This window comes from Argonema galeatum A003/A1, from assembly GCF_023333595.1.
In the GTDB taxonomy this organism is placed as follows: Bacteria; Cyanobacteriota; Cyanobacteriia; order Cyanobacteriales; family Aerosakkonemataceae; genus Argonema; species Argonema galeatum.
In genome coordinates this window covers 146482-171668 of record NZ_JAIQZM010000006.1, presented here as the reverse complement: position 1 = coordinate 171668, position 25187 = coordinate 146482, and the positions used below count along the sequence as shown (strand labels likewise).

The window sequence follows — 25187 nt, the reverse complement described above, 5'->3', positions numbered from 1 at the left end:
GACATATTTTTACCGCCTTATCTCCCAAACTAACCTGACGGTATAGTTGGGATCTTACGGCGAATCTGATAAACTGGTACTCGGCAGCTTTGGGCAAGTACCAATGTACTTATGTTTTTTCAGAGTAATCGATTGACAAAATCTTGGCTCTCAAGACCAGGTTAAGTCAACCAAAGCGGTTTCATAGAATCGTCTTTACATCCCAGTATGCCCTGACTTGACGCCGATCCTAACTAGACATCTGAAATTCGATCAAAAAGTTAGACTTTCGATCTGGCTAGATAGTTGCATTGGGGACTAGATAAAGCAAACTGTGCAAAAAGCGATTATTTATAGCTAAAAACCAGTGTTTACAGGATTAATCCAAAGTTTAGGAACAATTCAACTGCAAGGAAACGATAATTTACGGATAACTTGCGCTGGGAATACCGCCGACCAGATTTTGCAGGATCTCGCCATTGGCGATAGCGTGGCCGTAGACGGAGTTTGTCTAACGGTGGTGGAGATTTTGCCGGTAGGATTTGTGGCCACAGCTTCTCCAGAAACCTTACGGCGGACGACCCTGGAACAGAGGCACTCGGAGGATGCTTGGGTAAATTTAGAGACTGCTGTGCGGGTTGGCAGCAAGCTGGGCGGTCATTTTGTTACGGGTCATGTGGATGGAATCGGTTGCGTGCAAGCAGTAGAACAAACGGCAAATTCCTGGGAGATCGGTTTTACAGCTCCTGAGTCTGTCGCCCGTTATATTGTCCCTAAAGGTAGTATTGCTGTCAACGGTGTCAGCTTGACTGTGGCGGATTGTGACTCGGCTGGCACTTGGTTTAAAGTGGCTGTGATTCCCCATACTTTTGCCCAAACGAATCTCTACCATCTCAAGACGGGTAGTTGGGTAAATCTAGAAGGGGATATTTTGGGCAAATATATCGAAAAATTAGTCCGTTCGGGTTCCAGCGGCATGACTGCGACTCCTGATGAGATTACACCTGGGTTTTTGATAGAACACGGCTATTTTTAGGTAGAGCCAAGAAAGGCAGAGGGGAAAAACGAACAATTCTGACGCAGACCGATTGGATATTATATCATGTCCTTACGCATCGGTTGTCTAAAAAATTCGTGTTTTTATTCTTATCTGCGTTCATCTGCGTTCATCTGTCTTTATAGCCCTTATAAGGTAGATGAGGTATGACTGACAGCTTATATAACCACTAAATTAAGAGGGCTAAAGCCCAACTACGTACCTCACTTACTTGAGAACCGCTATATCTGCGGTTAAATTTAACCAATGATGAAGACAGACAATGCCGATCGCCAGTCTAATGGGTGTTGGAAGGTTGCGAGTTAGGTAATGGCACTTCAGGTGAGTCGGAATTAATTGGCTGAGCTTTAGGAATTGTAGCTTCAGGTAATTGAGAGTTGGTTTCCTGGGTTTGAGGAACAGGTATTTCCGGTAATTGAGAGTTGGTTTCCTGGGTTTGAGGAACAGTAATTTCCGGTAATTGAGAGTTGGTTTCCTGGGTTTGAGGAACAGTAATTTCCGGTAATTGAGAGTTAGTTTCCTGAGTTTGAGGAACAGTAATTTCCGGTAATTGAGAGTTAGTTGGCTGAACTTTAGATAGCGGTACTTCAGATGGTTGAATATTAGGTATCTCGCTATCAGGTGGCTGGGAGTTAGCTTGGGGCTGCTGAGGTTTTTCGTAAGCCTTTGGTTCTTGAGTCGCTTGAGCAGTTTTAAAGATTTTCACCAATTGAGCCAAGCTATACTCTAGTTGAGCGCGTGGGTCTATAGCGATCCAGCCTTGCGGTGTTTGCTCCCGAACTTCAAAGTGGAGGTGAGGGCCAGTCGAGTTGCCGGTGCTGCCAACGCGCCCGATCGCAGTTCCCGGCTCTACCCACTCTCCTGGCTGGACTAAAACTTCTGAGAGGTGATTGTAGCGGGTTTCTTGAGTGTCGTTGTTGTGACGGAGAACAACAGACAAGCCGTAGCCGCCTAAGAAGTCTGCGATCGCAACTTTGCCAGCATGAGCGGCCAAAACTGGCGTTCCCATTGGCGCACCTAAGTCTGTCCCGGAGTGGAAACGGCGATCGCCACTGATGGGATGAATTCGCCAGCCAAACACAGAGGTAATTTCGGCGGGAACAGCCAATGGGAAAATTATTGGTAGATTGCTGTTGCCCACTTCTGCTTCTGATGGCTGCCCTTGCTTATAGTAGTAGGTCAATGCTGGATTGGGAAGAGTTTCATTGCCCCGGATCTCGCTATTAATCGTGCTTTCGCTGCGAGTGCTAAGATCTCCTTGTTTGCCCAGACCAATACCTCTGGGACTGATATTTATCGGACTAATATTGACTTTTCCAATTGCCGCCACCCTTACATCTCGACGCCTGGATTTCCAGGTAATTCGATCGGCAATAGGAAGACGTTTTTTCTGATAAGAACGGGGTAGATCGTCGCTTTGTTGCGTCTGGGGCAAACGGCTGATTCGATAAGAACGGGGTAGATCGTCGCTTTGTTGCGCCTGGGGCAAACGGCTGATTCGATAAGAACGGGGTAGATCGTCGCTTTGTTGCGTCTGGGGCAAACGGCTGATTCTATAGGAACGGGGCAGATCTTCGCTTTGTCGCGTCTGGGGCAAACGGCTGATTCTATAGGAACGGGGCAGATCTTCGCTTTGTCGCGTCTGGGGCAAACGGCTGATTCTATAGGAACGGGGCAGATCTTCGCTTTGTCGCGCCACTGTCAGCCGACTCTGCTGGTAAGAACGTACTGAGCGATCGCTTTGAGTGGGACGCGGTAGGCGACTGAGTTGATAAGAACCTGCTTGCAGATCGGTTTGAGTGGGACGCACTTGCCGTGAAGCCTGGTAGGAACGGACTGCGCGATCGGTTTGAGTGGGACGCACTTGCCGAGAAGCTTGGTAGGAACGGACTGCGCGATCGGTTTGAGTGGGACGCACTTGCCGATAAGCTTGGTAGGAACGAACTGCGCGATCGGTTTGAGTGGGACGCACTTGCCGATAAGCCTGGTAGGAACGAACTGCGCGATCGGTTTGAGTGGGACGCACTTGCCGAGACGCCTGGTAAAAACGGGGAATATCTCGCGTGCGCTGGCGGCGGCGTCCACTGACTGTATCGCTGGCGACAGCATTCCTTCTAACCCTTATTCTAGATACCGCAGCGCTACCGCAACGACCGCTTGCCCCTCCCCCGCTAAAAACTCTTTGACAGCCGGTTGAACGTTCCGACAGCACTACAGAACTTGGTGGTTTGTAAGAGCTAGTACCTAAGTCCCGCCTCCTTGTAGCACCCAGACTGTAATCAGTGGGGTCGATATAAGAGTTGTTATTGTTACTAGCCACAGATGGGGATGTTGTTCCAGCGCGTCCCAGCCTTGACCTCTGGGCGGTTCTAGGACGAGTGCGTGTCGTAAAAACTGGTGCGGCTTCTCTTCGAGCTTCTGGTGCCGGGTCTTGAGGCACAGCTTTGGGCATAACATCAGGAATTTGGGCGACCACAAACCCCTCCGATGGTGTTTGGTTTTTTGCCCAAACCATGCCGCCACCGAGAATTCCTAAACCACCGATCCAACCAATTCCCTGTACCAGCAGGAAACGCTGCCAAAAGCTGCTGCTAGAGTTAGTTGGGGCGGATTTACCCTGCTCGTGCGGGGTTGACTGGCTTATAGTTACTTCAATTTGCCGATCTTCTCTGGACTTAAATTTTAGTTGCTTGTCGCCGTAAACTGGTTCCATTATCTCCACCACACAGTAAAATTACTCAAAATCTTTAATTTTCAAATTGGGCAGATGGCATAGGCGATTGACGATCGATAATTCTTCACTTCTTTGAAATCTGCAAAAGATCCCATCCTGATTGCCATGCCCCATGCCCCTTCATTCATAACCCAGACTGATTGTACCGGGCTTGAGGTAAATTTCTGAACAGGGCCTCACCCCTTTTGGTAAGAGGCGAACTCGCAAATCGCCGTTAAGCGCAACACCGATGATGACTCCAAGGCGTCCATCGACCTGGACCGATCGCCCGATGCTTGTCAGTAGATTTGCGTAGGCGGGCAAAAGGGTATCTATGCCTTCTCGTTGCCAAAAATGATATCCAGACATTAATCCGACTAGAGTAATAGCAGCTAACATTTCTAATGAAAGTACTGGGCTGGTAAGATCTGTCAGGAAAGATTGGATATTAATGCCGGTTTCTGGAACTGGATTAGCCAAGTTAATGCCGACACCAATAACTGCTTTGGTAATGCGCCCCTGCTGCACCCTGGTTTCGCTAAGAATGCCGCCCAATTTGCGCCCTGAAAGTACTAGATCGTTGGGCCACTTGAGCAATACTGGTAGGTCGTACTCGCGCAAAATGGTAGCAATTCCCCAAGCTCCGCAAATTGTCAGTTGGGCACCCTGCTGAGCTGGTAAGTTGGGAGATAGCGCCAGAGATAAGTATAAACCACCAGGAGGAGAATGCCACTGTCGTCCCCACTGTCCGCGCCCAGCTTCTTGCTGAATGGCGATCGCAACTGTGAGAGGGCCAGCGCCAGCGTCGAGCAATTCCCACAGTTTCTGGTTGGTTGAGGGGAGGGTTTCAAAAATATGAAGCGAAAAGTCTAGGTCTTGAGTGTCTGACTGGCTAATAGGCGATCGCTCTAATGCTTTCCTGCGATATCGCACTGACTCAAGTGCTGCTGCAAACTGTTGGCGATCGAATCCCACGATACAAAAATTTTCCTCAATCGAGGCTTAGGTTAACATAGAATTCATTGTTATTTTGCAAAGTTTTGTAGCTGGCGTGAGCTACCAGTCATTCGCCGGGACAAACCTCACCCCCCAACCCCCTCTCCGCAACGGAGAGGGGGAGTAATAGTCTCCCCTCCCCGCAGCGGGGAGGGGTTGGGGGTGGGGTTCCACTGTCCGGTAGCCCTGGCCCGATTTCCTCACACGAGACTGAACCCGATCTGACAAAATCAATTAATTCTATGCACGTTTGGCACTGGCGCACCTGGGAAGGATTGCCTTATCTGACTTGTAGTCTTTTGGAACCTTGGCAGCACGGCTTTTTTACGCAACAGTTCTCGCCCCGCAACCCGGCTGAATTGGTGGCGGTGCTGCAACCTGACGCCCAAGTTTATCGAGTAAAACAGGTACACGGTAATAAGGTTCTCTCTGCTTCGGAAATTTGCGCTCAAATGGAAATCCCAGAGTTGGATGGCCTACCATCGGCGGATGGTATTCTGACGGTGCAGGGACAGCAGGCGGTGTGGGTTTGTAGTGCTGATTGCACCCCTGTACTGATTGCTGATGAGGTGACTGGACAGGTGGCGGCGGTTCATGCGGGTTGGCGGGGTACTGCTGGGAAAATTGTGCCGCAAGCGATCGCACGTCTTATCGCCCAAGGTAGCCTCCTCCCAGACCTTCGGATTGCGATGGGGCCTGCGATCGCAGGCGAGGTCTATCAAGTTTCTGTGGATGTGGCGGCTGAAGTAGGAGCCAGTATTATACCACAACAAGAAGGAATTTTGTCAAGTTTGCAGGAATTATCCAATTCACCGATATTGCCAGATCCAGAAGAGGGAAAAGTGCGGTTGGATGTGCGACGGGTAAATGAGTTGCAATTGGAACAGATGGGGATAAGTGGGGAACAGATTGCGATCGCACCTTATTGTACTTATCAGCAACCGGAGTATTTCTTTTCCTATCGCAGAGATAAGCTAAAAAAAGTGCAGTGGTCGGGAATTGTGAGTAAATAGAATAGCAGAAACGACTCCCTTCTGACCACAAGATTATGTAGGGGCGAAGCATTGCGGAATTAACGTTTCGGTTTTGAGTTAAGATTTATTCCGCAATGCTTCGCCCTCCCACTATAGTCTTCCACCACCGAAAGGAGTAATCTAAAAATCGGATGCAATTTGACAACTTATGTAAGTATCTCGCAGAGAAATATCCCGATCGATTTGCCAGTTGGTTATTAGGACAACCAACAACCAGCGTAGAAGTGTTAAAAACCGAGTTAAGTCTCGAACCAATTCGCGCTGATTCAGTCACACTTCTACGAACTCAATCAGAAATTCTAAATGCAGAATTTCAAGTGCAAGTACCAACTGGTAAACCGATGCCACTGTGGATGTTAAATTATTGGGTGCGGCTTTATTGGCAATATAATTTCCCAGTAACGCAAGTGCTAATTTGGCTGCAACCAAATAATAATCCGGCAGTATTTGAGCATGAGTTTCGTCAGGGATTAACCAGTCATGGATATCAAGTAATTCGGATGTGGGAACAATCCCCAGAACCATTATTACAATATCCAGGGTTGCTACCAATGGCTGTTTTGGCAGCTACTTGTGATGCGACTGGGTTACTGAATCGAGTAGCATCAGAAGTGGCTAAGATAGAGTCAACTGTTCAACGCCAAGAAATTTTGGCTTCCACTGAAATTTTGGCGGGTTTACGGTTTAATAGGAATTTGATTCGCAATCTTTTCCGGGAGGGAATTATGCGGGAATCTGTGATTTACCAAGATATTTTGGAAGAAGGAAGAATTGAGGGAAAACAAGAAGAAGCGCTAAAGATGGTGATGCGTCCGCTGACGCACCGCTTTGGTGTGCTAGATGGGGAATTGCAATCTCGTCTGGGAGGATTATCTGTTGAAGAGTTGGAGGATTTGAATGAGGCGTTGTTTGATTTTTCTGATATTTCTGATTTGGTGAATTGGTTGGAGGAAAGGGGGGGAATTTAAGGATGTAGGGACACGGCATCTGCAATGTTTGGGTGAGGGGTAAAATATTAACTATGCCGTGTCCTTTTAGGTTTTGTCGGTCAATCAGTTGAACACATTACTTCGCCAGTTGCGAATTGAACGCAAGCCTTAAGGTTACTACCTGGCCCCATGTTGCCGTAATGTTCGATCAATCCATCTGGCCGAATTCTAGATTGACCGTATTTATTAGCTTGAAAATCTTCAACATAAATAACTGAATTAACTGGTGCTGTAGACCTAGCCCATCCAGCATCACATCGACTTGAGTACCTTAGTTCAATCTTTGTGCCATCTGGTAATAAATTTAAATCTATTGTTCTTACATCTTTGTTGCATCTTTGATTTATAGCATCGCGATTTATGCAGGTTTCTTTACGGCATAAAGCGGTAAATTTTTGGATAATTTTTAAATAAGTAGGTATGGCAATAGCAGCAAGAATGCCAATAATAATAATTACCACTAAAGTTTCGGTTAAAGTAAATCCTTGATTCGCTTTTATCACGAAATTTGCTCCGGCATTACACATTATTTAAAGAGTATTTAATCAACAATTTTTCTCTAAAACGAGCCGCTTCTTCTCGTACAGAAGGAATCTCAGTACCAGCCACACGCTCTGCTTCACTTGCCAATTGTAAAGCTTCTTCAGTTTTGCCCTCTACTTCAGCTAGTTCAGCTAGACGCAGCAGCACACCAGCTATCGTATCTGGACGACTGATTTCTTGGCTGAGTTGAAGGCAATCTTGATAATACTGTCTGGCTCGATCGTATTCTCCCTGTAGGAAGTGCCAGCGTCCCAAGTTAAGTAATGGATCGGCTTGATAATAGCGATATCTATTAATCAGAGAAGTGTATCTTTCTAACGATTGTTTAAGTTCGGGATAACTTGCAGAAAAGTCTTGCAATTCTAAATAAAGTTCTCCCAAAACATTAGGTAATTCTGCTTCGTGAAAAGCCCAATTGTCGTTTGCAGACGAGCTAGTGCAATTAGCACTTACTACTTCCAAAGCTCTTCGATAGTGTTCTAGAGCAGAGTTTAGTTGTTGTTGGCGATGAGACAAAACTCCCAAATAACGCATCAATCGGCACTTTCCTCTGGGGTTTTCCAGCAGTTCGTACAGATGGAGGGATTCATTGAAGAATTTCTCTGTTGTGGCAAAATCTTCCCACTCCATACAAACCCATCCCATTTCGCTCAACAGTTGGGCTTCAATTGCCATATTATTTACAGCTTTGGCAGATTTGAGAACGATATTACCACAACGGAAATAGTCGTTCCAATAACCTAAGAACCACAATTTACCGCTGGTTTTTTCCCAGACTCTATACAGTAATTGAAATGAGCGATCGCTTTCCTCATTTTGCCCTGAACAAATTTGATATAAGTCTCGCAAAAAACTAAAAAGATTTGTTCTCTCTTCGAGAATGGTTAAATCGACTTTAGCCATAATCGCCTTTTCCTTGTGCTACCTGAATTTATATATCGATATCAAACTTAGATTTGGCTATTTGTTCAAAATCTTGCAGCGAGGGTTGCCAGGTGTTTACCAATTCTCCACGCAAACTGCTTCTAATCCAGGGATGTAAATCATATCTTTGATTACCTTTCGCATCTTGTACGTCTTCAATTAAATACCATCGTTTTAGTTCGCGTTTGGCTTTGTTCCACTCGCATTCTTGAACTTTCCCAGCATCAAACAATTCTAGGAGGGTAACACTTGCATCAGATCGACCCATGTAACCTAGTACGTTCTTAGCGATATTGCTAATTCGTTGCCATGCTATTTCTAGGGAAAATTTATAGAATTCCTCAACTTCTCCGCTAGCTTGTTCTAGAGCAGATAAGACTGGATCTAAAGCTCGATCGTCTAAGATCCGACCAACAATGAAATGCAGTGCTAAGGGGGCACCGCAAGATAATTTATACACTCGATAGAGTTGCTCGTTACTTGCTTCGCTCAACGCTGAAATATTATTATATTCTGCTTCATCTCGCAACAATTTGTATGACCATTCTTCTTCTAATCCTTGTATTTGGATTAATCCTACATAAGGAGGTTTAGTTTTCAATCGGCTGGTTAGCAATGCTCGACTGGGGTTGAGCATTTTAACAAGGTTTGCGAGAATATTTTCTACCTGTGAGGTTTCAGCATTGTCCAATACAATGAGGTACTTTTGTTCTCTCAGATGTTGGTTAACTCGCTCGATCGGACAAGCAAGTTGATGGGCTATTTGATTGAGAAAATGATGCCAATTAAGAGCGTCAAACTGATTTTCTTGACTGATGCAACCATCCACAAGTTCAGTTTGCCTTGCCGTAACCCATAGTACATCAGCGAAGAGATTTCTTTGCAGAGCTTCTTTAGCAACAACACTAGCAGCTTCCGTCTTACCATACCCCGCACTACCACTGAGAGAAAGAATAGATAACTCTTGGGGATCGCTGAGACGATTGAGTATGAGTTCAATCAGTGTATCTCGTCCCCACACCCGCCTACAGCGACTATTGGGGATAAATACCCCGCGTTGGGTTATCTCTAGGTTAGCGATCGCATCTGCTTCGCGATCGGCAATTTTTTCCCAGTCAACCCCTACAGTATTACAAATCTTTATAAAAGTCTCTCGGTCAATGGGTAAATTCCGCCAAAACCGCTTTAAGGTTGCTTCCGTGGTGTTGGCATCCTTACACCAAACTACAGACTGACGACCCCAGCGTTTCTTGCTTCTAGCTTTATCGATGATTTCTAGCCCTTGCTTAGATGCTCTGATGGAATCAGCCACGCCTATCCTCCCTCTAGCGAACGACTTTATCTAAAATTATGGCTCACTTTTGCTAACAAGGGTAGGGGTCTGTAGGCGCAGAAACCCGGTTTTTCCAGTCTTTTTGAGAATGGCACAAGATGTGAGCCAAAAAATGAGCCAAACTGAGCCGCCAAGCTTTTATACATCGGGCATTCTGAATATTGGAGGTCGTAAGTAAAAACCCAAGCAACCAAGTCTCTATGGGGCGTGCCAAGTCTATCTGGTAAAGACTATTTGTAAAGTTTTGTTGGAAAAACGACTTTGGCGCATAAAAAGCAAGGCTTAGTCCTGAGAAATAGATAGGAACCCACAATTGGCAATTTTCTAGTTGGTGGGTTGTTGGGATAAGAGGATCGACCTCTAGCCCCAATAGTCCTATTTCCATTTTCAAATCTTCTGCCAATTTTTCTAGTAAACATTCATAAATTGGTGCAATTACCTATGTTTAACCCTTTGATGTCCGATGGCAATAATCCGCTCAACTCCACAGACAAACCTTGCCTCAGTGGGGTAAGTGGCAGTATAGAAACAGGGACAGAAATTCTTTTCCAACCACCTGGAAAAAGTTTGAGTACAGGTGTTAGCCAACCACCAATTGATATTTCGCCCTTAGCAGGTGGCAATAGCGATAACTTCATCCTATCCGCTAGTCATGTTTTGCCAGAAAGTGCTTTGGTAGAGCAAGCTTTAGAATCTGGTAAAGATATTCTTACTGGATTGGGAAAAGATCCAGATTTTACCAATAAAATGAATATTGCTTTTGGCAATAGTTGGGATGCTAAGGTTGCTAGTAATTTAGTGAAAGATTGGCTCACTGGGGATTTTAGCGAATTGCCAAAGATTGAGATTCGTGCAGGTGTAGAAATTAACGAGGCGAATGGAGCATTTGCTGCGGCTAACAATACGATTTATTTATCGAGGGATTTCCTTGCCAAGAATGCTGGTAATACTGAGGCGGTAACGAGTGTAGTGCTGGAAGAAATTGGACATTCGATCGACTCGAAAGTGAATGTTTCCGATGCGGCGGGAGATGAAGGGGATATTTTTGCGAGACTTGTGCAAGGTAAAACGATAAGTGCAGATGAACTTTTGGGATTAAAAGCTGAGGATGATCGTGCGACTATCACTATCGGTGGTAAAGACATTTCTATTGAAATGTCTCAGATTGCAATGACATCTATTGGTGATAAAGTTTACCAATCTCACCGAGGTCTAGATAATAAAATCTACACTCGTTTTTCTAAAGGTTTTACCTCGGATGGGGAGGGAGTCATCTGGAGTGATTGGAAAGCAACTACTAGCGGAACAACCTATAGCGCTCCCAGTTTAGAAACTTTCAAAGGCAAACTCTATCAGTCTACTCGAGGTACAGACGATAAAATCTATACCCGTTCTTCCACTGGTTTTACCTCTGATGGTGAGGCAGTCACATGGACTGATTGGGTTCCCGCACCTGAAGAAAATACCAAGACAAAGAATGCCATAGCTTTAGAAGTTTTCCAAGACAAACTCTATCAGTCTCACCGAGGTTTTGATAATAAGATTTATAACCGTTCTACCTCCGATGGAGTTACTTGGAGTGGTTGGACAGCAACTACTAGCGGAACAACCTATAGCGCTCCCTCTCTAGAAGCTGTTGGCAACAACAAACTCTATCAATCTAGTCGAGGTACAGACGATAAAATCTATACCCGTTTTACCTCCAATGGCAGCACTTGGAGTGAATGGAAAGAATCAGGAGGAACAACTTATAGCACTCCAGATATAGAAGAGTTTAAGGGCAAACTCTATCAATCTACTCGAGGTACAGACGATAAAATCTATAGTCGTTTTTCTGCGGATGGAATCAACTGGAATCAATGGAAAGAATCTGGTGGAGAAACGCCGACTGCGCCGACATTAGAAGCTGTCGGTGATAAACTCTTTCAGTCTGTTCAGGGTCTAAATCAGAAAATTTATACCCGTTTTTCCAGCAGTGTTGCTTCTAATAGTGAAATAACTTGGAGTCCTTGGAAGGAATCTGGCGGGTATTCACCGCTCGATCGCGATGATTTTTCTGTGATTCCCACAGGTGAATTCAATGCGGAATATTACAATAACAAAGACCTCAGTGGCGCTCCCACTGTCATCTATAAAGAGAGCAAAATTGACAAGAATTGGGGTACTGGTGGCCCTGGTAAAAGCATAGCAAATGATAACTTTTCTGTACGTTGGACAGGTAAGTTTAATTTCGACCAAAGTAACTATGCGTTCAAGGTAAAAGCTGATGATGGAGTTAAGCTTTGGGTGGATAATAAATTGGTGATTAATCAGTGGAAAGATCAATCACCGACTGAATACAGTGCCAATGTTGATTTGACTAAAGGTACTCACGAAGTCAAAGTTGAGTATTACGAGAAAGAAAAAGGCGCTCAAGTTAAGGCTTGGTGGGAGAAGGCTGGTTACTATTCTCAACTTAGTCCTTTAAAAGAAGATGATTGGGATCGGGAAACAGGCGATGATATTCGATTTGATGGAAACCCTAGTAATGGAGAAAGTCGCACAGAAATTAAACAAATTTATGCAGATATTTCGACAGCAATATTGGGTAGTCAGCGTAAAATGAATGCGGGATACTTATATGACCAAAGTTACTACAATGCTTTGGGTAAGTGGCATTCAGGAATTGATTTTAAGGCTAAAGCTGGAGATACTGTAAAAGCAGCAGCCCAAGGAAAAATTGTCTGGACAGATGACACGGGCGCATCGAGCAACGGTTATTTCATTGCTGTCGAAGATAAAAATGGTAAGCAATGGGTCTATGGTCATTTACAAAGTCTAGGCAATTGGAAAATAGGCAACACGGTAAAAGTCGGAGATCAAATTAGTACAGTAGGAAGTCAACTAGGAAGCAATGCACACTTTCACCTAGCGGTCGGAACTAAAAATGGTTCTGTTAGCGCATCCCCAAATCAAAATTTAGTCAGACAAGCAACGATGAGTCCTCTTGAAGCATATTGGCTGTGGAAAAATAGCTAATAGATTGTTAGTAATTCGTGTAAGGCGATCGCACTTTCTAATCGTGAGGTGCGATCGACCAACTAACTAAGTCGATCGCAAACCAACCCTTTTTTTTACTTAACCAGGAAATTTACCATGATTAACCTAAAAATTCCCTCTCTGTTCTTAACTTCTATTACCGCAACTCTTTGCTGCCTATCTGTCATCAGCAAACCAGCGGAAGCTAGTACTTTGTACAAGGATTGGAATTATGCAATTGATTCCTTTAACGACAGCATAACAGGAAACAATGTGGGTGGCACTAAATATGAAATCTACGGTATGGCTTTTAAGCAAACTGCTGATGAGATTTTTGTTGCTATTAATACCAATTTGCCTCTAGCAGGAACTAGCAGTAATTATGCTGCTGACGGTCACGTTGGCTTGGGAGATCTACTCTTCAATTTTTCAGGAAAGAATCTTAGCACTGCTAGTGCTAGTAAAAGTTTGTTTGGCATCCGATTTGTTAACAACAATGACTCTGGTGTTAGCACTACAGGCATTCACGATAAGGTCACGGCTAAAAGTGTCGCCAAGGACAATGGTATTGCGTTAGATAGCTTAAGCGAGTACAACGCATGGGTTAAGCAAAATGGTAAAACACCATCTATAGGCGATTTGGCTGCAAATGACCCTTACTTCAATCAGGCAATTCACGTTCAAAACGTTATTGCTTCTGGGACGAAGATAGGTGATATTAATCTGTTGAGTAATTTAAGCGGTCTTAGTCTTGATTTTGGTCACTTCGGTGCTAATGGTTCTCATACGATCGCATTGAGCTTTGCTCGTTCTTTGTTACCAGACGGAGATTTTATTCTTAGCTTTGCTCCAGAGTGTGATAACGATATCATTGCTCTAAAGGGCAATCTTGAAACTATACCAAAACCTGTACCAGAAACCGTACCAGAACCATCATCTTCTGTAGGTTTACTCGCATTTGCTGCTTTCGGCGGGATGCTGCTGAAGCGCACAAGGCAAAAGAAAGCTTTGAATGCAAGCATCATCTAATCGAGCGGAAATTGGGCGCAATATCACTTTAACTTTGTGCTGATTTTTTGCGCTCGCATTTGGCGTAAATTGTATATGCGATCGCATCTTTTTCATCTATACAAATCTTGCACTTGCGCTGATAGCCCGCCTGGGGTTCAAACCCCAGGCTAATAGCGAAAGTCCACTTAAGTGGACTGAAGAAAATGAAATATGTATTAAGTCGGATTTATCCGACTTTAGCTATTAGGCGGGGAATTGATTCCCCGCCGGGTTATAACAACTGGTGCAAGATCTATGTCTGCAATTGTCAAATGCGATCGGACTTCCCATTTCGTCAGAATGCGATCGCTCTTAGTAGTTTCAGATTACGTAAAAAGCGATTACTCTTCCTTGTCTTACCAATCTTAAGTCACTGGCAAATTAACAATCCGATCTTGATATTCGTTTTCAAAAGAAGCTTCAGCAATAAAAATAAAATCTTCAATGGTTTGACCCATACTCAACTTGGGATTCAGAATAAATATTCCTGGAATATGACGACCTATAGCTATATGGTCAGTTAAATGTACAGGCATAGATGTACGGTTATTTGTAACCAACACAAAATCATGTTCCTCACACCAGCACAAAATTTCTGGGTCTAAAGTTCCTCTGGGAGGAGTACCAGGCTCACCGACTATCCACATAACTATATCGGGATTTCGTCGGTGTAATTGTATTTTATAACTAGGGTCTACATTTTCATCCAACAAATACTTCAGACTCATTTGCTTTTTTCATTGCCTCTCTTTCTGCTTTTAGTTTCCGCATCCGCACTACAGCCGGAGGCGGGTTTAATTCTTGTGCTTTACGTTGCTGTTCTCCCCACTCTAACCAATTAGCTAAATACTGACTGACAACTTCTTTATTATGTAGATAATAAAGGATTGTGGCATAAACTTGCTCTAAAGTTAGTGAAGGATAAGTTTGGGCAATTTCTTCTGGAGTTCGAGAGCGATGAATGAAGTCATAAAGGATGGTTTCAATTCCTACCCTTGTGCCTTTTAGTCTAATATCATCGGGACGCTGGAAGTCGAAATAGTCGTCTAGTTGCATTAGTCAATTCTCCTACTATCGTGGCTTATGTGAAAGTATTTTATTTTTTTTAACCAAAGTGCGATCGCGTATCTTGCCTAGCCGCATATCGAGCTAGCTTTTATTCGGCTGTCAAATATTGCTTAGCTAGTTCAGCACTGGTTGGTAAACGGGTTTCTTAATTAGACTGTACCATAATAAGCAGTTTGAGAATATATAATTTGATTGTATCCAATATTTTGGATTACTAAAATAAGTTTTTTTCTCTTTTTAGGGTCGTTTAGGTTGTTGCAAAATAAGTGCGATCGCTAATCTAACAGCCGAACCAACCGCTGACATACGAGCCGAATCGCTAGCCGTTTTTTCCCATTTCAAAAGATGTTCTTGAAATGCCGAATCTCGCTTAGCTCGTCGTGCGATCGCTTGACCGATAACCTTCTTCTGAATTTCCTCAGTAGATATCCCTTGGCGCTTAAGATAATCGAGCAGCCGTTCCAAGCTACCCACAAATTGTTCTGGCTCTTGAGACATCAAAATAGCTTCGATTTGACGCAAAACTTCTTGATACACTTGCATCTGTTTATCCATTGAAGGTCGCGACTGCGGCTTCTTTGGCACAGTTTCGTCTAATGTTTTACCTGATGTTTGCTCGGAATTTTCCTGACGAACTACGATATTAAGTAGGCTGAGGATTTGCGGACGGCAATTTAAGATGCGCTGGAGCATTTCTGGGTAGAGTTGCAAAAAGCGCGATCGCACTATTTTCGCATTCAGCAACCGATTCGATGCCAGCCGCAGCAAATACTGCCCAGTCGTCGATTCAAAAGATTTAATCGTCAGAGTAAGTTCTGGAGACTCCTGTTCCATCTTAGTTATAGTAAAGATCAGCGCTGACCAATCCGGCTCCTCTCTCAAATCGATTTCGATATTAGAAGAATCTTCTAGATACTCTTTGGCTAGCTCTCCAGGTTGCAAATCCCGACCGACAGGATAGCGCTGGGTTGGACTTTTAGTTGCATGATTGAACTGGGTAAAAACGTAACGACACTCAACTTTAGAGAGATCGACATCTTCGATATGCCAATTCTCAATGCAGACGCCCGTCATTTGCGCCCGCTCCAGATTCGTGCGAATTAAATGACTTTCCACTAAATACGCTTCGCTCAAGTCGCTTTCGCTCAAAGTCGTATCGCTTAAATAAGCACCAGACAAATCCGCCCGCCGCAAATCTGCCCCGCGCAAATTAGCCTCACTCAAATCCGATCGCAGCAACAATACGTCTTGAAGATTAGTTCTTAATAAATAAGCTTTTTTCAAACTGGTTTTCAGCAGATAAGCACCAGCCAAATTAGCTCGGCTCAAGTCTGCACTGTCAAGGTTTGCTTCACTCAAATCGGCACCCGTAAGAACCACCCGGTGCAAATCTGCCTGACTCAAATTCGCCGATCGCAAACAAACACCAGTAAGGTTTGCTTCTGTTAAGTTAGCCCCGATCAGAATCGCTTCTCGCAAATTCGCCGATTCCAGATTTGCTTCTCGGAGATTAGCATTAGTGAAATTGGCGCTAATCAAGCTGGCACGACGAAGATTGGCCTCCATCAATTCCGCTTTCGTCAACTGGGTTTCATTTAGTTTGCTGCGTTCGAGATTACTTTGATCCAGCTTAGCGCCCTGGAGATCGGCACCGCTTAAATCTGCTTCTTCTAGCACTGCCCAATTCAAATCAGCCTCTTGCAGATGAGCAAAACGCAAATCGCCTTTGCTAAGATTTGCCCCACTCAAAATCGCTTGATTTAGGTTAGCACCGGCCAAGGTAGCATGGCGGAGGTCGGCTTGGCGAAGACAGGCACCGTGCAGTTTGCTGCGACTCAAAAATGACCAACTAAGATTTGCGCCTGTGAGATTAGCGCCTGTGAGGTCAAGATCCTGCAAGTTGACGCTGGTGAGAATAGCTCCACTAAGGTCAATGTGGGCAAAATCCCGCTCTCCTTGTTTGTATCGAGCCAGAAAATCCTGTACTTGCATTACGACCCCTAATATTTAGGCAGAAGTGGCAGCAGATTAGGTAACCGATTTAACGAATTATAGGGGCGGGTTTTAGCATATTGACCTTAGTGGAGCTTCACAGTTAAGTACATCTGCTGAGTAAATCAGTCGCAGTATGCAAGCCAAAGCCTAAGCGAGTGCCTACGCTTCTTCTATCTTTCCTTAGTCTACCCAGATTAGCGCTGGACGTAAGTTGCTATCTAAAGGGGCTAGAAAAGTCACTCATTCACTCATTCACTCATTCAATCATAAGGATTCTTCCCTCTTCCCTCTTCCCTCTTCCCTCTTCCCCTAGCCCCTAGCCCCTAGCCCCTTCTTTAGGGGAGCCAGCGGGGATGAAAACCGGGCAAGGGCAACTGTTCTGGCTGCATCTGGGCAGGGTTTCCTTGGGCGGGTGCGGCTGAAACTAGAGGTAATAGCCAGAGGGTACTAGAAGTAACTGCTTCGCCACTATCTGTTCGCGGGGCATCAGACTGTTCTCCTGCCGATAAGGGTGTTGTGAGGGGTTGGTCAAATAGTAGGGCGATGCCATCTGGCGATAGGCTAATTTGCACCTGTCGCTGATTTGGCAGCACTAAAAGTGGTTTCATTTCGCCTGTCTTGAGGTCAATGGCGGCAATATATGGCTGTTCTTGGTATTGCTGTCCGGGGATAAGTTTGGTTAGGAGGCAATAAAGAGTCTGCCCCATAGAATCGAATTGGGCGCTCACAATTGAGCCGGTTATCCGCAAAAGTTCTTTTTCAATTCCCTGGTTGGTTATTAAGTAGAGCGATCGCGTGTAATCTGTGTTAAATTTCACCATCGCCGCTGCTGTACCATCTCTGCTGAAACTAGCCACCGTACCGAATTTGGGCAAGAAATCGAGGGGTTTATCTTGGGGTGCTTCTAGGGGTACGATCGCTAATCCTTGTCCTTGCGCGATCGCTAACGCCTTACTATCGGGGGTAATCAAAAAATCGCCTCCCAGTTGGCCTTCCAGGGGCTTCGCAGTAGGGCGATCCGAGCTATCCATCTTTACTGTCCAAATGCTAAAATCCCCTGGATTCCGTCGATTTACCCGCTGCACGACAATGGTTTTTCCATCCGGTGACAGGTCAAACTTCAGGTTTTGGTAGTCTTTTTTGTCTAGAACCAGCCTGACTTTACCAGCTGGTTCTGGGTTTGTGACTTGTGTGTTTGGGGATTGGGGCGCGATACCAGTTGTGACAGTATAAAGATTTTGTTCCAGTACGGCTTGAAGCTGGGATGTGCGATCGTTCGCTGAAAACAAAATGCGACGCGAATCAGGATAAGGTATAAAATCGCTCACTACCAGGTCTGCTGGCGTCAGGGCGATCGGTTTTGGATCGACTGCGCTGAGATTGACCAGCATCAACCGACCTGCTTCATTACCCTGTACGCTCAAGTAAACGAAGGCCCGATCGCGCGTGCGGAATTTAGCCTCAAAAGGCTTGATGTTAGCTTCTTTTTCTTCTGAACTAGCAAATCGGTCTTTTGCTCGGAGCAGCTTGACTTCATACTCAATGCCGTATGGGGCAGGTGCAATTAAGGTATAGGCCAATTTACGTCCAGCCCAGCTAAATTTTCCTGGTAGGGGCGGATTAATTTGCAGATTTGCTTCTACACTTGCGTGTTCCATTGGGCGGCTAAAAGTCAGGATGAAGCGGTTATCTTCAGATCCAATTTGTTTATTTTCCCAGCTGAAATCTCGCACGCGGGCTGATGAATGATCTCCCTGCCACAATAGCAGCCCTATAACTACACTCAGCACCAGCATAACCGTAATAGCAACGCGGTCAAGGGGCTCAATCCATTTTAGATTTGGGGTTTTGAATTTTAGATTGATCATCGGTCATTGGTGATTGCTGATTGGTCATTGGTCATCGGTCATTGGTCATTGGTCATTGGTGATTGGTCATATTAAGTACTGATGCGATAAGTCTATAACCGAACTTGATTTCATTAGACATCTCCAGAAATTAAAGGTGCGTTACCTGGAACCATTGTAGAGACGTTGCATGCAACGTCTCTACATTCTTTTTTGGAGAGGTCTGTTAGAGAACTCAAGTTGTTAGTTACTTGCTTTCTGGGTATGTTGTTGCGATGCCGCGCTCTTATTAGAACTTGGATAAGAGCGCGGCATCGCAACAACGTACCTAATACCAGCCTCAACTATATAACTAGCAACTTGCGTTAGAGAAATAACTAATGACTAATGACTAATAATCGTATGGGTTTTTAGGTTCGGGAATAGGTTTGATAGAGCTAGCTTGGATAGTCAATTGACGTTTACCTCCCAGATTTTCGGTGATTGCTTGGCCTTCAACTTCTAACCAAGAATCGGGTTTAAAGGCGGTGCGGAGTAGGGGCGAAGCATCGGTGTAGATAGACTCAGATTCTGAATCGGAACTTTTGACACTGATGCTTCGCCCGTACAGTTTGACTGGCAACCCTACTGGATAGGCATCGGCGGCGCAGCAGGTAATTACAAAGCGGGAAAGCAGTAGGTATTGCTCTGGTAATTCTTTAGAATGGATAACAAAGCCCTGCACTTTCATTTTTTGTCCGGTGTAGGCGTCGGGTTCTGGATAGGCGTTTAAGGTTCGCACCCAGTCAATGAGCGATCGATCTTCGGAACGTTTTGCACTCCTAAATTCTTGGGGCTGCGATCGCGTCATCGACAAGGAATCCGTGATGCCCCTCGATAATGCTGTTTGGCTCGTAAACGGTTTGGGTGTAATTATAAAACCCACGATCGCTGTTGTCAGGAGCAAAGCCGTACTCCAACCGGGGGGAAATAGAGAAATGTGTTGAGGTTGGGAGTTGGATGAAGGACGTGGGAAAGTAGACGGCTCATTCTTGATGGTGCTATCTCCGCGACGCGAAGACCCCTTCTGAAAACCAAACAATTGCCGCATCAACCCACCGCCTGAAATTACTAACCAAAGTAGAGACGCGATTAATCTCTTTTGTACAGATGAAGGTTGACGCTTGAGGATTTGTTCGTTGTAGAGGAGGGATAATCCTTTTAAAATACCGATGACAAGCAAAGCAAAGCCACCTAAGATCGCCAACCAAAAGTAATCGGGATGAATCAGCAGGTATAACTTGCCTGTTATCCAGTATTTCAACAGCAAAATGCCCCAGGCGACGATCGCAACTACATCCAGCCAGGGCAGTAGGGTATGTGGGTTTGTGGATTTTGGATTTTGGATTGTCATTGGTAAAGTGAAAGTTCCGATTTGAGATTGAAGAATTGCCGATTGAAAAATTCAATTTGAAATCTACAATCTTAAATTTGCCATCCTCATTAGTATGCCAATTGATAGATCAAGGTAAACAAGAAGGTAAGTAGAGCGGCTAGAGCCAATAAATAAAATACCGCTCTTGGTTTGAATATTGACAGCAGCAAACCCATGCTTTTGAGGTCAATCATCGGGCCAAATACCAGAAATGCTAGCAGGGAGCCGCTGGTAAAGGAAGAAGCAAACGAGAGGGCAAAAAACGAATCCACAGTTGAACAAATTGACACCACTGCTGCCAATACCATCATCGCTACTATAGAAGCGATCGGGCTATTACCCACGGAAAGGATAATTTCGCGGGGAACTAGGATTTGAATAGAAGCTGCGATCGCGCTCCCTAGCACTAATACAGCTCCTAACTCCCGCAGTTCCTGCACTGTATTGTCCAGAAGCAGACTCAGACGATATTTTAGAGGTTTACTCACCGCCGCAGACGCTCCTGTAACCGGGAATGCCGCCGTGTCCATTCGGATGACTTTACCAGGCCCACCGAGTAAAAAAGTACCCGACTGCAACAAAGCAGGGGCTGCATTTTCCAGTTTGGGGATCTCAGACCAGGCAATTCGGCGTTTGGGTGTTGGCATCGCGCTGGCGACTTGTCGTTGCAGCAGGGGTCGCAAATCAGCCTGAGCGCTGAATATCCAGCCAACAATAGTGGCTATGCTCAGGGAACATAGTACCCGCAGTACGACAATTTCTGGTTGCTCCCGAAATGCTGTCCAAGTTGCCCATATTACGATCGGATTGATTGTCGGAGCTGCGAGTAAAAACCCGATCGCCACTGGTGCGGGTACCCCCTGCATCAGCAACCGCCGTGCTACGGGGACGTTACCGCACTCGCAAACTGGAAACAGGAAGCCCGCTAAACTGCCAACTAAAGCTCCCAGCAGGGGGTTCCGAGGCATAGCTGCACTCAATTTGCGCTCATCGATAAACAACAGCAGCAAACCTGAGAACAGAACCCCCAACAGCAGGAACGGTATCGCCTCTACTAGCAAACTCAGGAATAAGGTAAAAGCATTGTTCAATTGAGTCATTCGATTCGTGGTGAGGAGCTTTATCTATTTCTAGGCATTTGTCAAGATATTTTAACCAATCTAGTCCTCTTCCTATAACCGTATATATCCCTCTTTTCACCCGTAAGGGCGAATCTTGCCTCAGTATTAACCTATATTCTGTAAGCAGATAAAGAGAACGGTCAAAATTTTTGACCGAGATTACAGGGAATCACTCGCTTGCTTTGTGTAGTCATTTACTAAGCTGTTTAGATTAATCTTCTTATGTTGCAACTGGCCCAAATGGAACTCGCAAGTCCAAGGCTAATACGGCTTGATTTCGAGGATTTAACGGCATTTGAGCGCGTAAACGACCAGTATCGCCACATGGGTATCCGGTTTAGTGGTGCGATCGCTATAGAACCTTCTAACCCAGGATTTAGGGCCAAATCCGGATCGACAGTCCTCATCCCAATGGGAAATCTGATGAGCCTGAGTGCCTATTTTGACAAACCCAGCTGCTGGGCTGGAGCCTTTGTTTGCAGTACCAGAATTGTCGTCTTAACGGCTTATGACCGGGAGGGAAATTTCCTCGGTCAGACTAGCACTGTAGCTAACCAGCCCAGTCTACCAGATGGGCAATCGGAATCTTCGCCCCAGCAGCTAGAATTAAACCGGCACGGCATTGCCAAGGTGGAGTTTCATTCCTACGTGCCGTTTACTCTGGATGATTTCTTTTTTGCGTTAATGCCTTGATAAAAAAATACGGCTCTTCCGTATTTACTATGCTATTTGAGCGCTTGTGCAGAGGAGCGCTTGTGCAGGGGAGCGCTTGTGCAGAGGAGCAGAGGAATAAAAATGTTATTTTTTTGAACAAAAGCATAACAACTCCTCATAGCCGCGCGATCGCACTCTTCCCCAACAATAATCCTGGTTTCTCTCCGCCGACTGGTATTTTTCAAATAGGTTCTTAGCGGCTGCAAAGCAGATAGCACAAAAGTCTCCTAAGTCTCCAAATCTTAAGTAAAACGATCTAATGTTTAAGAATTAGTTAACTTACAGTTAAGAAAAATTCCGAGCATTTAAATTTTTTAGAAAATATTATTTTATGTATATTTTGATTTTCCAAGTAGTTAGAATAGGGTAGTATAAAATTTCTGGATTAATCTGCAATAGATACCTACGCTGCGCCTGGAACACCTGCGCGTCGTCTGCCTCTGTGTAGAAATAAAAAATTAAGTAGTAGTGGTATTACAGGGTATTTTCAGCATCTCGCAATATAGACTCCCAGAACTGACCGAGGAATTCCTTAATGTTTGTTGCGAAACAGATCTCTTTCGACTTATCAGTTCTAGCTACGTTACAGACGAAGGAACTCAGTTTGCAGTCAACGCTGCAAGAGTTGTCGCTGTACAATTTTACAGTGGAAAGCGATCGACCTGGTGGCGAAGTAGCTATGGCATTTCAAGATAATCCGCTGCTGCCTGGAGTTATCTTGACAGAACGCAATCGGCTTTTGGGCATGATTTCTCGGCGGCGATTTTTGGAATACATGAGTCGTCCCTACGGACTGGAACTTTTTTTGAAGCGACCGATTAAATCTTTATATCTTTTAGCCAATACCGATACTTTAATTTTCCCAAGCGATACTTTAATTGTGATGGCAGCTAGTCGGTCTTTGCAGCGATCGGCAGAACTACTTTACGAACCGATTGTCGTTGAAATAAAGCCAAAGGTTTATAGATTGTTAGATGTCCATCAATTACTTGTCGCTCAATCGCAAATTCACGAATTAGCATCTCAACTAATTGGTAAACTTTATCAACAGCTTGAGAAAGCTAACCTGGAGTTACAGCTCCTCGCCACTGCTGACGGCTTGACCAAAGTTGCTAACCGTCGTAGATTTGACGAATACCTGGACAGCAAGTGGCACGAACTTTGCCGCGAGCAACTACCGCTCTCTTTGATTATGTGCGATATCGATTGTTTCAAAAGCTATAACGATACCTACGGCCATTTAGGAGGAGATGCTTGTTTGGAGCAAGTCGCGCAAGCAATTAGTTCTTCTGTAAAGCGACCGGCAGATTTAGTAGCGCGTTATGGAGGCGAAGAATTTGCTGTGATTTTGCCTAACACCTCAGCAGCTGGTGCTGTCACCTTAGCAGAGCAAATCCGAATGAATGTCAAAGCGCTACAAATCCCTCATATCAAGTCCTGCGTTATACCTTATGTGACCATAAGTTTGGGTGTAGCTACTATCGTTCCTGACTCGGAATTAACGCCTGCAAGCTTGATCGCGGCAGCCGATCGGGCACTTTATCGCACCAAAGCGTTGGGACGCGATCGCGTCAGCGTTCTCTAGCTATAGCCATTTCTTTGTGGGTTGGGTTGAGCGCCTCAACCCAACCTACAAAGCTACTGAACTCCCAGAAACCCGGTGAAAGCAGGAGTTACCGGGTTTCTAAGCGCCTGGCAGTTTTACGTTTAATTATGCCCACCTACTTATCAGTAATTCCCAATATTTAAAAGTAACCAATTCAGCGCGGTTTATTTACAGCAATTAGGTTAAGCTTTAGTTAAAATAAGGTTTTTATCAGGTTAAAAATTTCCAAATCTAAAGTTTTGATTTAAAAAAAACATACCTAAAAACAATAGATTATAATGAATCATGTTATACAAACTAAAGAAACTTATTGAGACATAACGTTATGTTTGCTTTAAAACAGTCATATCCCGAAATGTCAGTTCTGCACTCATCAGAAACCCAAGGGCTGAGTTTGGACTCAACCCTCCAAAACTTGTCTCTCTATGATTTTAGTATAGAAAGCGATCGCCCAGGCAGTGAAGTAGCACAGGCGTTAGAAGATAACCCGCTGCTGCCAGGAGTTGTTTTGACAGACCTCGGTCAGTTTGCGGGAATGATTTCCAGACGGCGATTTTTAGAGTGTATGAGTCGCCCCTACGGACTGGAACTGTTTTTAAAGCGACCGATTAAGTGTTTATATGTATTGGCCCATACCGATATTTTAATTTTTCCAAGCGATACTTTAATTGTGATGGCAGCTAGGCGGTCTTTGCAGCGATCGCCGGAGCTACTTTACGAACCGATTGTAGTTGAAATTGAGCCTAAATTTTATAAATTGTTAGATGTACATCAATTACTGATCGCCCAGTCGCACATTCACGAACTGACAACACGGCTACTGAAAGAACAAACCAAGTCTCAGATGATGCAAACCGAAAAGATGGCGAGTTTGGGACAGATGGTGGCTGGAGTCGCTCACGAAGTTATAAATCCAGTTAACTTTATTTCGGGAAATTTGGAATACCTATCGAATTACAGCCAAGACCTGATTAAATTAATTTCAGCTTACGATCGAGAAATTCCAAAAGAACCGCCGCTAGTGAAGGAAATTAAGGCAGAAATAGAATTTGAGTTTTTACAAGAAGATATGCTGCAAATGATTGACAGCATGAAAATGGGGACAGAGCGATTAGTCAAGATAGTTAATAGTCTGCGTAATTTCTCGCATATGGGAGAGAGTAATAAAAAAGCAGTCGATCTGCATGAATGCCTTGAAAGTACCCTGTTAATTCTGCATAACCGCGTCAAACACAGTATTGAAGTGGTGAAAAAATATGGCGAACTGCCGCCAGTACCCTGTTACTCAGGTCAGCTGAGTCAGGTATTCATGAATATTATTAGTAATGCGATCGATGCACTGATGGATAAGAAAGAATCGAACGCAGAACCTACTTATGGATGGAGACCGCAAATAGAAATTGCTACTGAAGTGATAGAAGTTGATAATTATACATGGGCAGCCGTTCGCATTGCTGATAACGGGTTTGGTATCCCGCTGGAAATTCAGGGGCGGATTTTTGAAACTTTCTTTACTACTAAGCCTGTTGGGAAGGGAACGGGACTGGGGTTGGCGATCAGCCATCAAATCGTGACAGAAAAGCACCGGGGTAAATTGAATTTGCGATCGCGATCGCTCCTCGACGCGGATGCGCTAGGAGAATCGCCACAGAGTACTGGAACAGAATTTGAGATCCTGCTGCCCCTGGGTTGAAATATTGGCTGGGTGGATGGGCAATGCTCACCTACTGCTCTGTGTTGTTTGGATAGAACCAAAACTTGTGGAAATGGTAGGCTATTTGAGGAG

19 protein-coding genes are annotated in these 25187 nt (G+C 44.7%); 8 read left to right on the top strand and 11 right to left on the bottom strand.

The features are described from left to right. The first annotated feature begins 346 nt into the window (after positions 1-346). Positions 347-1015 (top strand): riboflavin synthase, encoded by a 669-nt coding sequence (gene ribE / locus LAY41_RS09260; RefSeq protein WP_249096758.1) that lies wholly within the window; start codon positions 347-349, stop codon positions 1013-1015. 298 nt (positions 1016-1313) lie between these two features. Here ribE and LAY41_RS09255 read toward each other — a convergent pair whose 3' ends face one another. Further along, complete coding sequence (locus LAY41_RS09255) at positions 1314-3749, bottom strand: M23 family metallopeptidase (RefSeq protein ID WP_249096757.1); 2436 nt, start codon at positions 3747-3749, stop codon at positions 1314-1316. Between the two features lie 141 nt (positions 3750-3890). Then, positions 3891-4724, bottom strand: coding sequence for a biotin--[acetyl-CoA-carboxylase] ligase (locus tag LAY41_RS09250; RefSeq protein WP_249096756.1), 834 nt, complete (start codon positions 4722-4724; stop codon positions 3891-3893). A gap of 263 nt (positions 4725-4987) precedes the next feature. On the opposite strand from LAY41_RS09250, the gene pgeF reads away from it, so the two are divergent. Next, a complete protein-coding gene (pgeF, locus tag LAY41_RS09245) occupies positions 4988-5758 on the top strand; it encodes a peptidoglycan editing factor PgeF (RefSeq protein ID WP_249096755.1) in 771 nt (256 codons plus the stop codon). Positions 5759-5910: 152 nt separating this feature from the next. Next, positions 5911-6747, top strand: a complete 837-nt coding sequence (locus tag LAY41_RS09240) for an Rpn family recombination-promoting nuclease/putative transposase (RefSeq protein ID WP_249096754.1) — start codon at positions 5911-5913, stop codon at positions 6745-6747. 80 nt (positions 6748-6827) lie between these two features. Here LAY41_RS09240 and LAY41_RS32225 read toward each other — a convergent pair whose 3' ends face one another. The 3 genes from LAY41_RS32225 to LAY41_RS09220 are packed head-to-tail and all read right to left on the bottom strand — an operon-like array spanning position 6828 to position 9547. Continuing rightward, positions 6828-7271, bottom strand: coding sequence for a prepilin-type N-terminal cleavage/methylation domain-containing protein (locus LAY41_RS32225; RefSeq protein ID WP_338022962.1), 444 nt, complete (start codon positions 7269-7271; stop codon positions 6828-6830). 16 nt (positions 7272-7287) lie between these two features. Next, positions 7288-8214: a tetratricopeptide repeat protein gene (locus tag LAY41_RS09225; protein ID WP_249096752.1), complete on the bottom strand. Its 927-nt coding sequence runs from the start codon at positions 8212-8214 to the stop codon at positions 7288-7290. Positions 8215-8242: 28 nt separating this feature from the next. Then, on the bottom strand, positions 8243-9547 hold the full coding sequence (locus LAY41_RS09220; protein WP_249096747.1) for an NB-ARC domain-containing protein: 1305 nt from the start codon (positions 9545-9547) through the stop codon (positions 8243-8245). A 462-nt stretch (positions 9548-10009) separates the two neighbouring features. Here LAY41_RS09220 and LAY41_RS09215 point away from each other — a divergent pair, with 462 nt between their 5' ends. Both LAY41_RS09215 and LAY41_RS09210 read left to right on the top strand, forming a co-directional pair. Beyond that, complete coding sequence (locus LAY41_RS09215) at positions 10010-12586, top strand: PA14 domain-containing protein (RefSeq protein ID WP_249096745.1); 2577 nt, start codon at positions 10010-10012, stop codon at positions 12584-12586. A 117-nt stretch (positions 12587-12703) separates the two neighbouring features. Beyond that, positions 12704-13615, top strand: coding sequence for an XDD3 family exosortase-dependent surface protein (locus LAY41_RS09210; RefSeq protein ID WP_249096743.1), 912 nt, complete (start codon positions 12704-12706; stop codon positions 13613-13615). Between the two features lie 386 nt (positions 13616-14001). Here LAY41_RS09210 and LAY41_RS09205 read toward each other — a convergent pair whose 3' ends face one another. The 6 genes from LAY41_RS09205 to LAY41_RS09180 form a co-directional block, all read right to left on the bottom strand. Further along, positions 14002-14364, bottom strand: a complete 363-nt coding sequence (locus LAY41_RS09205; RefSeq protein WP_249096740.1) for a DUF5615 family PIN-like protein — start codon at positions 14362-14364, stop codon at positions 14002-14004. Next, positions 14339-14692: a DUF433 domain-containing protein gene (locus tag LAY41_RS09200; protein WP_249096739.1), complete on the bottom strand. Its 354-nt coding sequence runs from the start codon at positions 14690-14692 to the stop codon at positions 14339-14341. The genes LAY41_RS09205 and LAY41_RS09200 overlap by 26 nt, the downstream gene beginning before the upstream one ends. Positions 14693-14941: 249 nt before the next feature. After that, on the bottom strand, positions 14942-16696 hold the full coding sequence (locus LAY41_RS09195) for a pentapeptide repeat-containing protein (protein ID WP_249096737.1): 1755 nt from the start codon (positions 16694-16696) through the stop codon (positions 14942-14944). A gap of 338 nt (positions 16697-17034) precedes the next feature. Further along, positions 17035-18567 carry a TolB-like translocation protein gene (locus LAY41_RS09190; RefSeq protein WP_249096735.1) on the bottom strand — a complete coding sequence of 511 codons (1533 nt, stop codon included), beginning with the start codon at positions 18565-18567 and terminating at the stop codon, positions 17035-17037. A 370-nt stretch (positions 18568-18937) separates the two neighbouring features. Next, positions 18938-19939: a TIGR03943 family putative permease subunit gene (locus tag LAY41_RS09185; RefSeq protein WP_249096732.1), complete on the bottom strand. Its 1002-nt coding sequence runs from the start codon at positions 19937-19939 to the stop codon at positions 18938-18940. A gap of 89 nt (positions 19940-20028) precedes the next feature. Next, positions 20029-21060, bottom strand: a complete 1032-nt coding sequence (locus LAY41_RS09180) for a permease (RefSeq protein WP_249096728.1) — start codon at positions 21058-21060, stop codon at positions 20029-20031. Between the two features lie 261 nt (positions 21061-21321). Here LAY41_RS09180 and LAY41_RS09175 point away from each other — a divergent pair, with 261 nt between their 5' ends. From LAY41_RS09175 to LAY41_RS09165, 3 genes are all read left to right on the top strand, one after another. After that, a complete protein-coding gene (locus tag LAY41_RS09175; RefSeq protein ID WP_249096725.1) occupies positions 21322-21774 on the top strand; it encodes a hypothetical protein in 453 nt (150 codons plus the stop codon). Between the two features lie 556 nt (positions 21775-22330). Continuing rightward, complete coding sequence (locus LAY41_RS09170) at positions 22331-23380, top strand: GGDEF domain-containing protein (protein ID WP_249096724.1); 1050 nt, start codon at positions 22331-22333, stop codon at positions 23378-23380. Between the two features lie 346 nt (positions 23381-23726). Next, a complete protein-coding gene (locus LAY41_RS09165) occupies positions 23727-25094 on the top strand; it encodes an ATP-binding protein (RefSeq protein ID WP_249096720.1) in 1368 nt (455 codons plus the stop codon). Positions 25095-25187 lie beyond the last annotated feature (93 nt).

What these genes read in the sequence shown, in the direction of transcription:
- LAY41_RS09165 (WP_249096720.1), top strand. Translation starts at nt 23,727, where the DNA reads ATGTTTGCTTTAAAACAGTCATATCCCGAAATGTCAGTTCTGCACTCA.
- LAY41_RS09225 (WP_249096752.1), bottom strand. Translation starts at nt 8,214, where the DNA reads ATGGCTAAAGTCGATTTAACCATTCTCGAAGAGAGAACAAATCTTTTT.
- LAY41_RS09255 (WP_249096757.1), bottom strand. Translation starts at nt 3,749, where the DNA reads ATGGAACCAGTTTACGGCGACAAGCAACTAAAATTTAAGTCCAGAGAA.
- LAY41_RS09205 (WP_249096740.1), bottom strand. Translation starts at nt 14,364, where the DNA reads ATGAGTCTGAAGTATTTGTTGGATGAAAATGTAGACCCTAGTTATAAA.
- LAY41_RS09195 (WP_249096737.1), bottom strand. Translation starts at nt 16,696, where the DNA reads ATGCAAGTACAGGATTTTCTGGCTCGATACAAACAAGGAGAGCGGGAT.
- LAY41_RS09200 (WP_249096739.1), bottom strand. Translation starts at nt 14,692, where the DNA reads ATGCAACTAGACGACTATTTCGACTTCCAGCGTCCCGATGATATTAGA.
- LAY41_RS09170 (WP_249096724.1), top strand. Translation starts at nt 22,331, where the DNA reads ATGTTTGTTGCGAAACAGATCTCTTTCGACTTATCAGTTCTAGCTACG.
- LAY41_RS09215 (WP_249096745.1), top strand. Translation starts at nt 10,010, where the DNA reads ATGTTTAACCCTTTGATGTCCGATGGCAATAATCCGCTCAACTCCACA.
- LAY41_RS09185 (WP_249096732.1), bottom strand. Translation starts at nt 19,939, where the DNA reads ATGACAATCCAAAATCCAAAATCCACAAACCCACATACCCTACTGCCC.
- LAY41_RS09240 (WP_249096754.1), top strand. Translation starts at nt 5,911, where the DNA reads ATGCAATTTGACAACTTATGTAAGTATCTCGCAGAGAAATATCCCGAT.
- LAY41_RS09180 (WP_249096728.1), bottom strand. Translation starts at nt 21,060, where the DNA reads ATGACTCAATTGAACAATGCTTTTACCTTATTCCTGAGTTTGCTAGTA.
- LAY41_RS09175 (WP_249096725.1), top strand. Translation starts at nt 21,322, where the DNA reads ATGGAACTCGCAAGTCCAAGGCTAATACGGCTTGATTTCGAGGATTTA.
- pgeF (WP_249096755.1), top strand. Translation starts at nt 4,988, where the DNA reads ATGCACGTTTGGCACTGGCGCACCTGGGAAGGATTGCCTTATCTGACT.
- LAY41_RS09210 (WP_249096743.1), top strand. Translation starts at nt 12,704, where the DNA reads ATGATTAACCTAAAAATTCCCTCTCTGTTCTTAACTTCTATTACCGCA.
- LAY41_RS09190 (WP_249096735.1), bottom strand. Translation starts at nt 18,567, where the DNA reads ATGATCAATCTAAAATTCAAAACCCCAAATCTAAAATGGATTGAGCCC.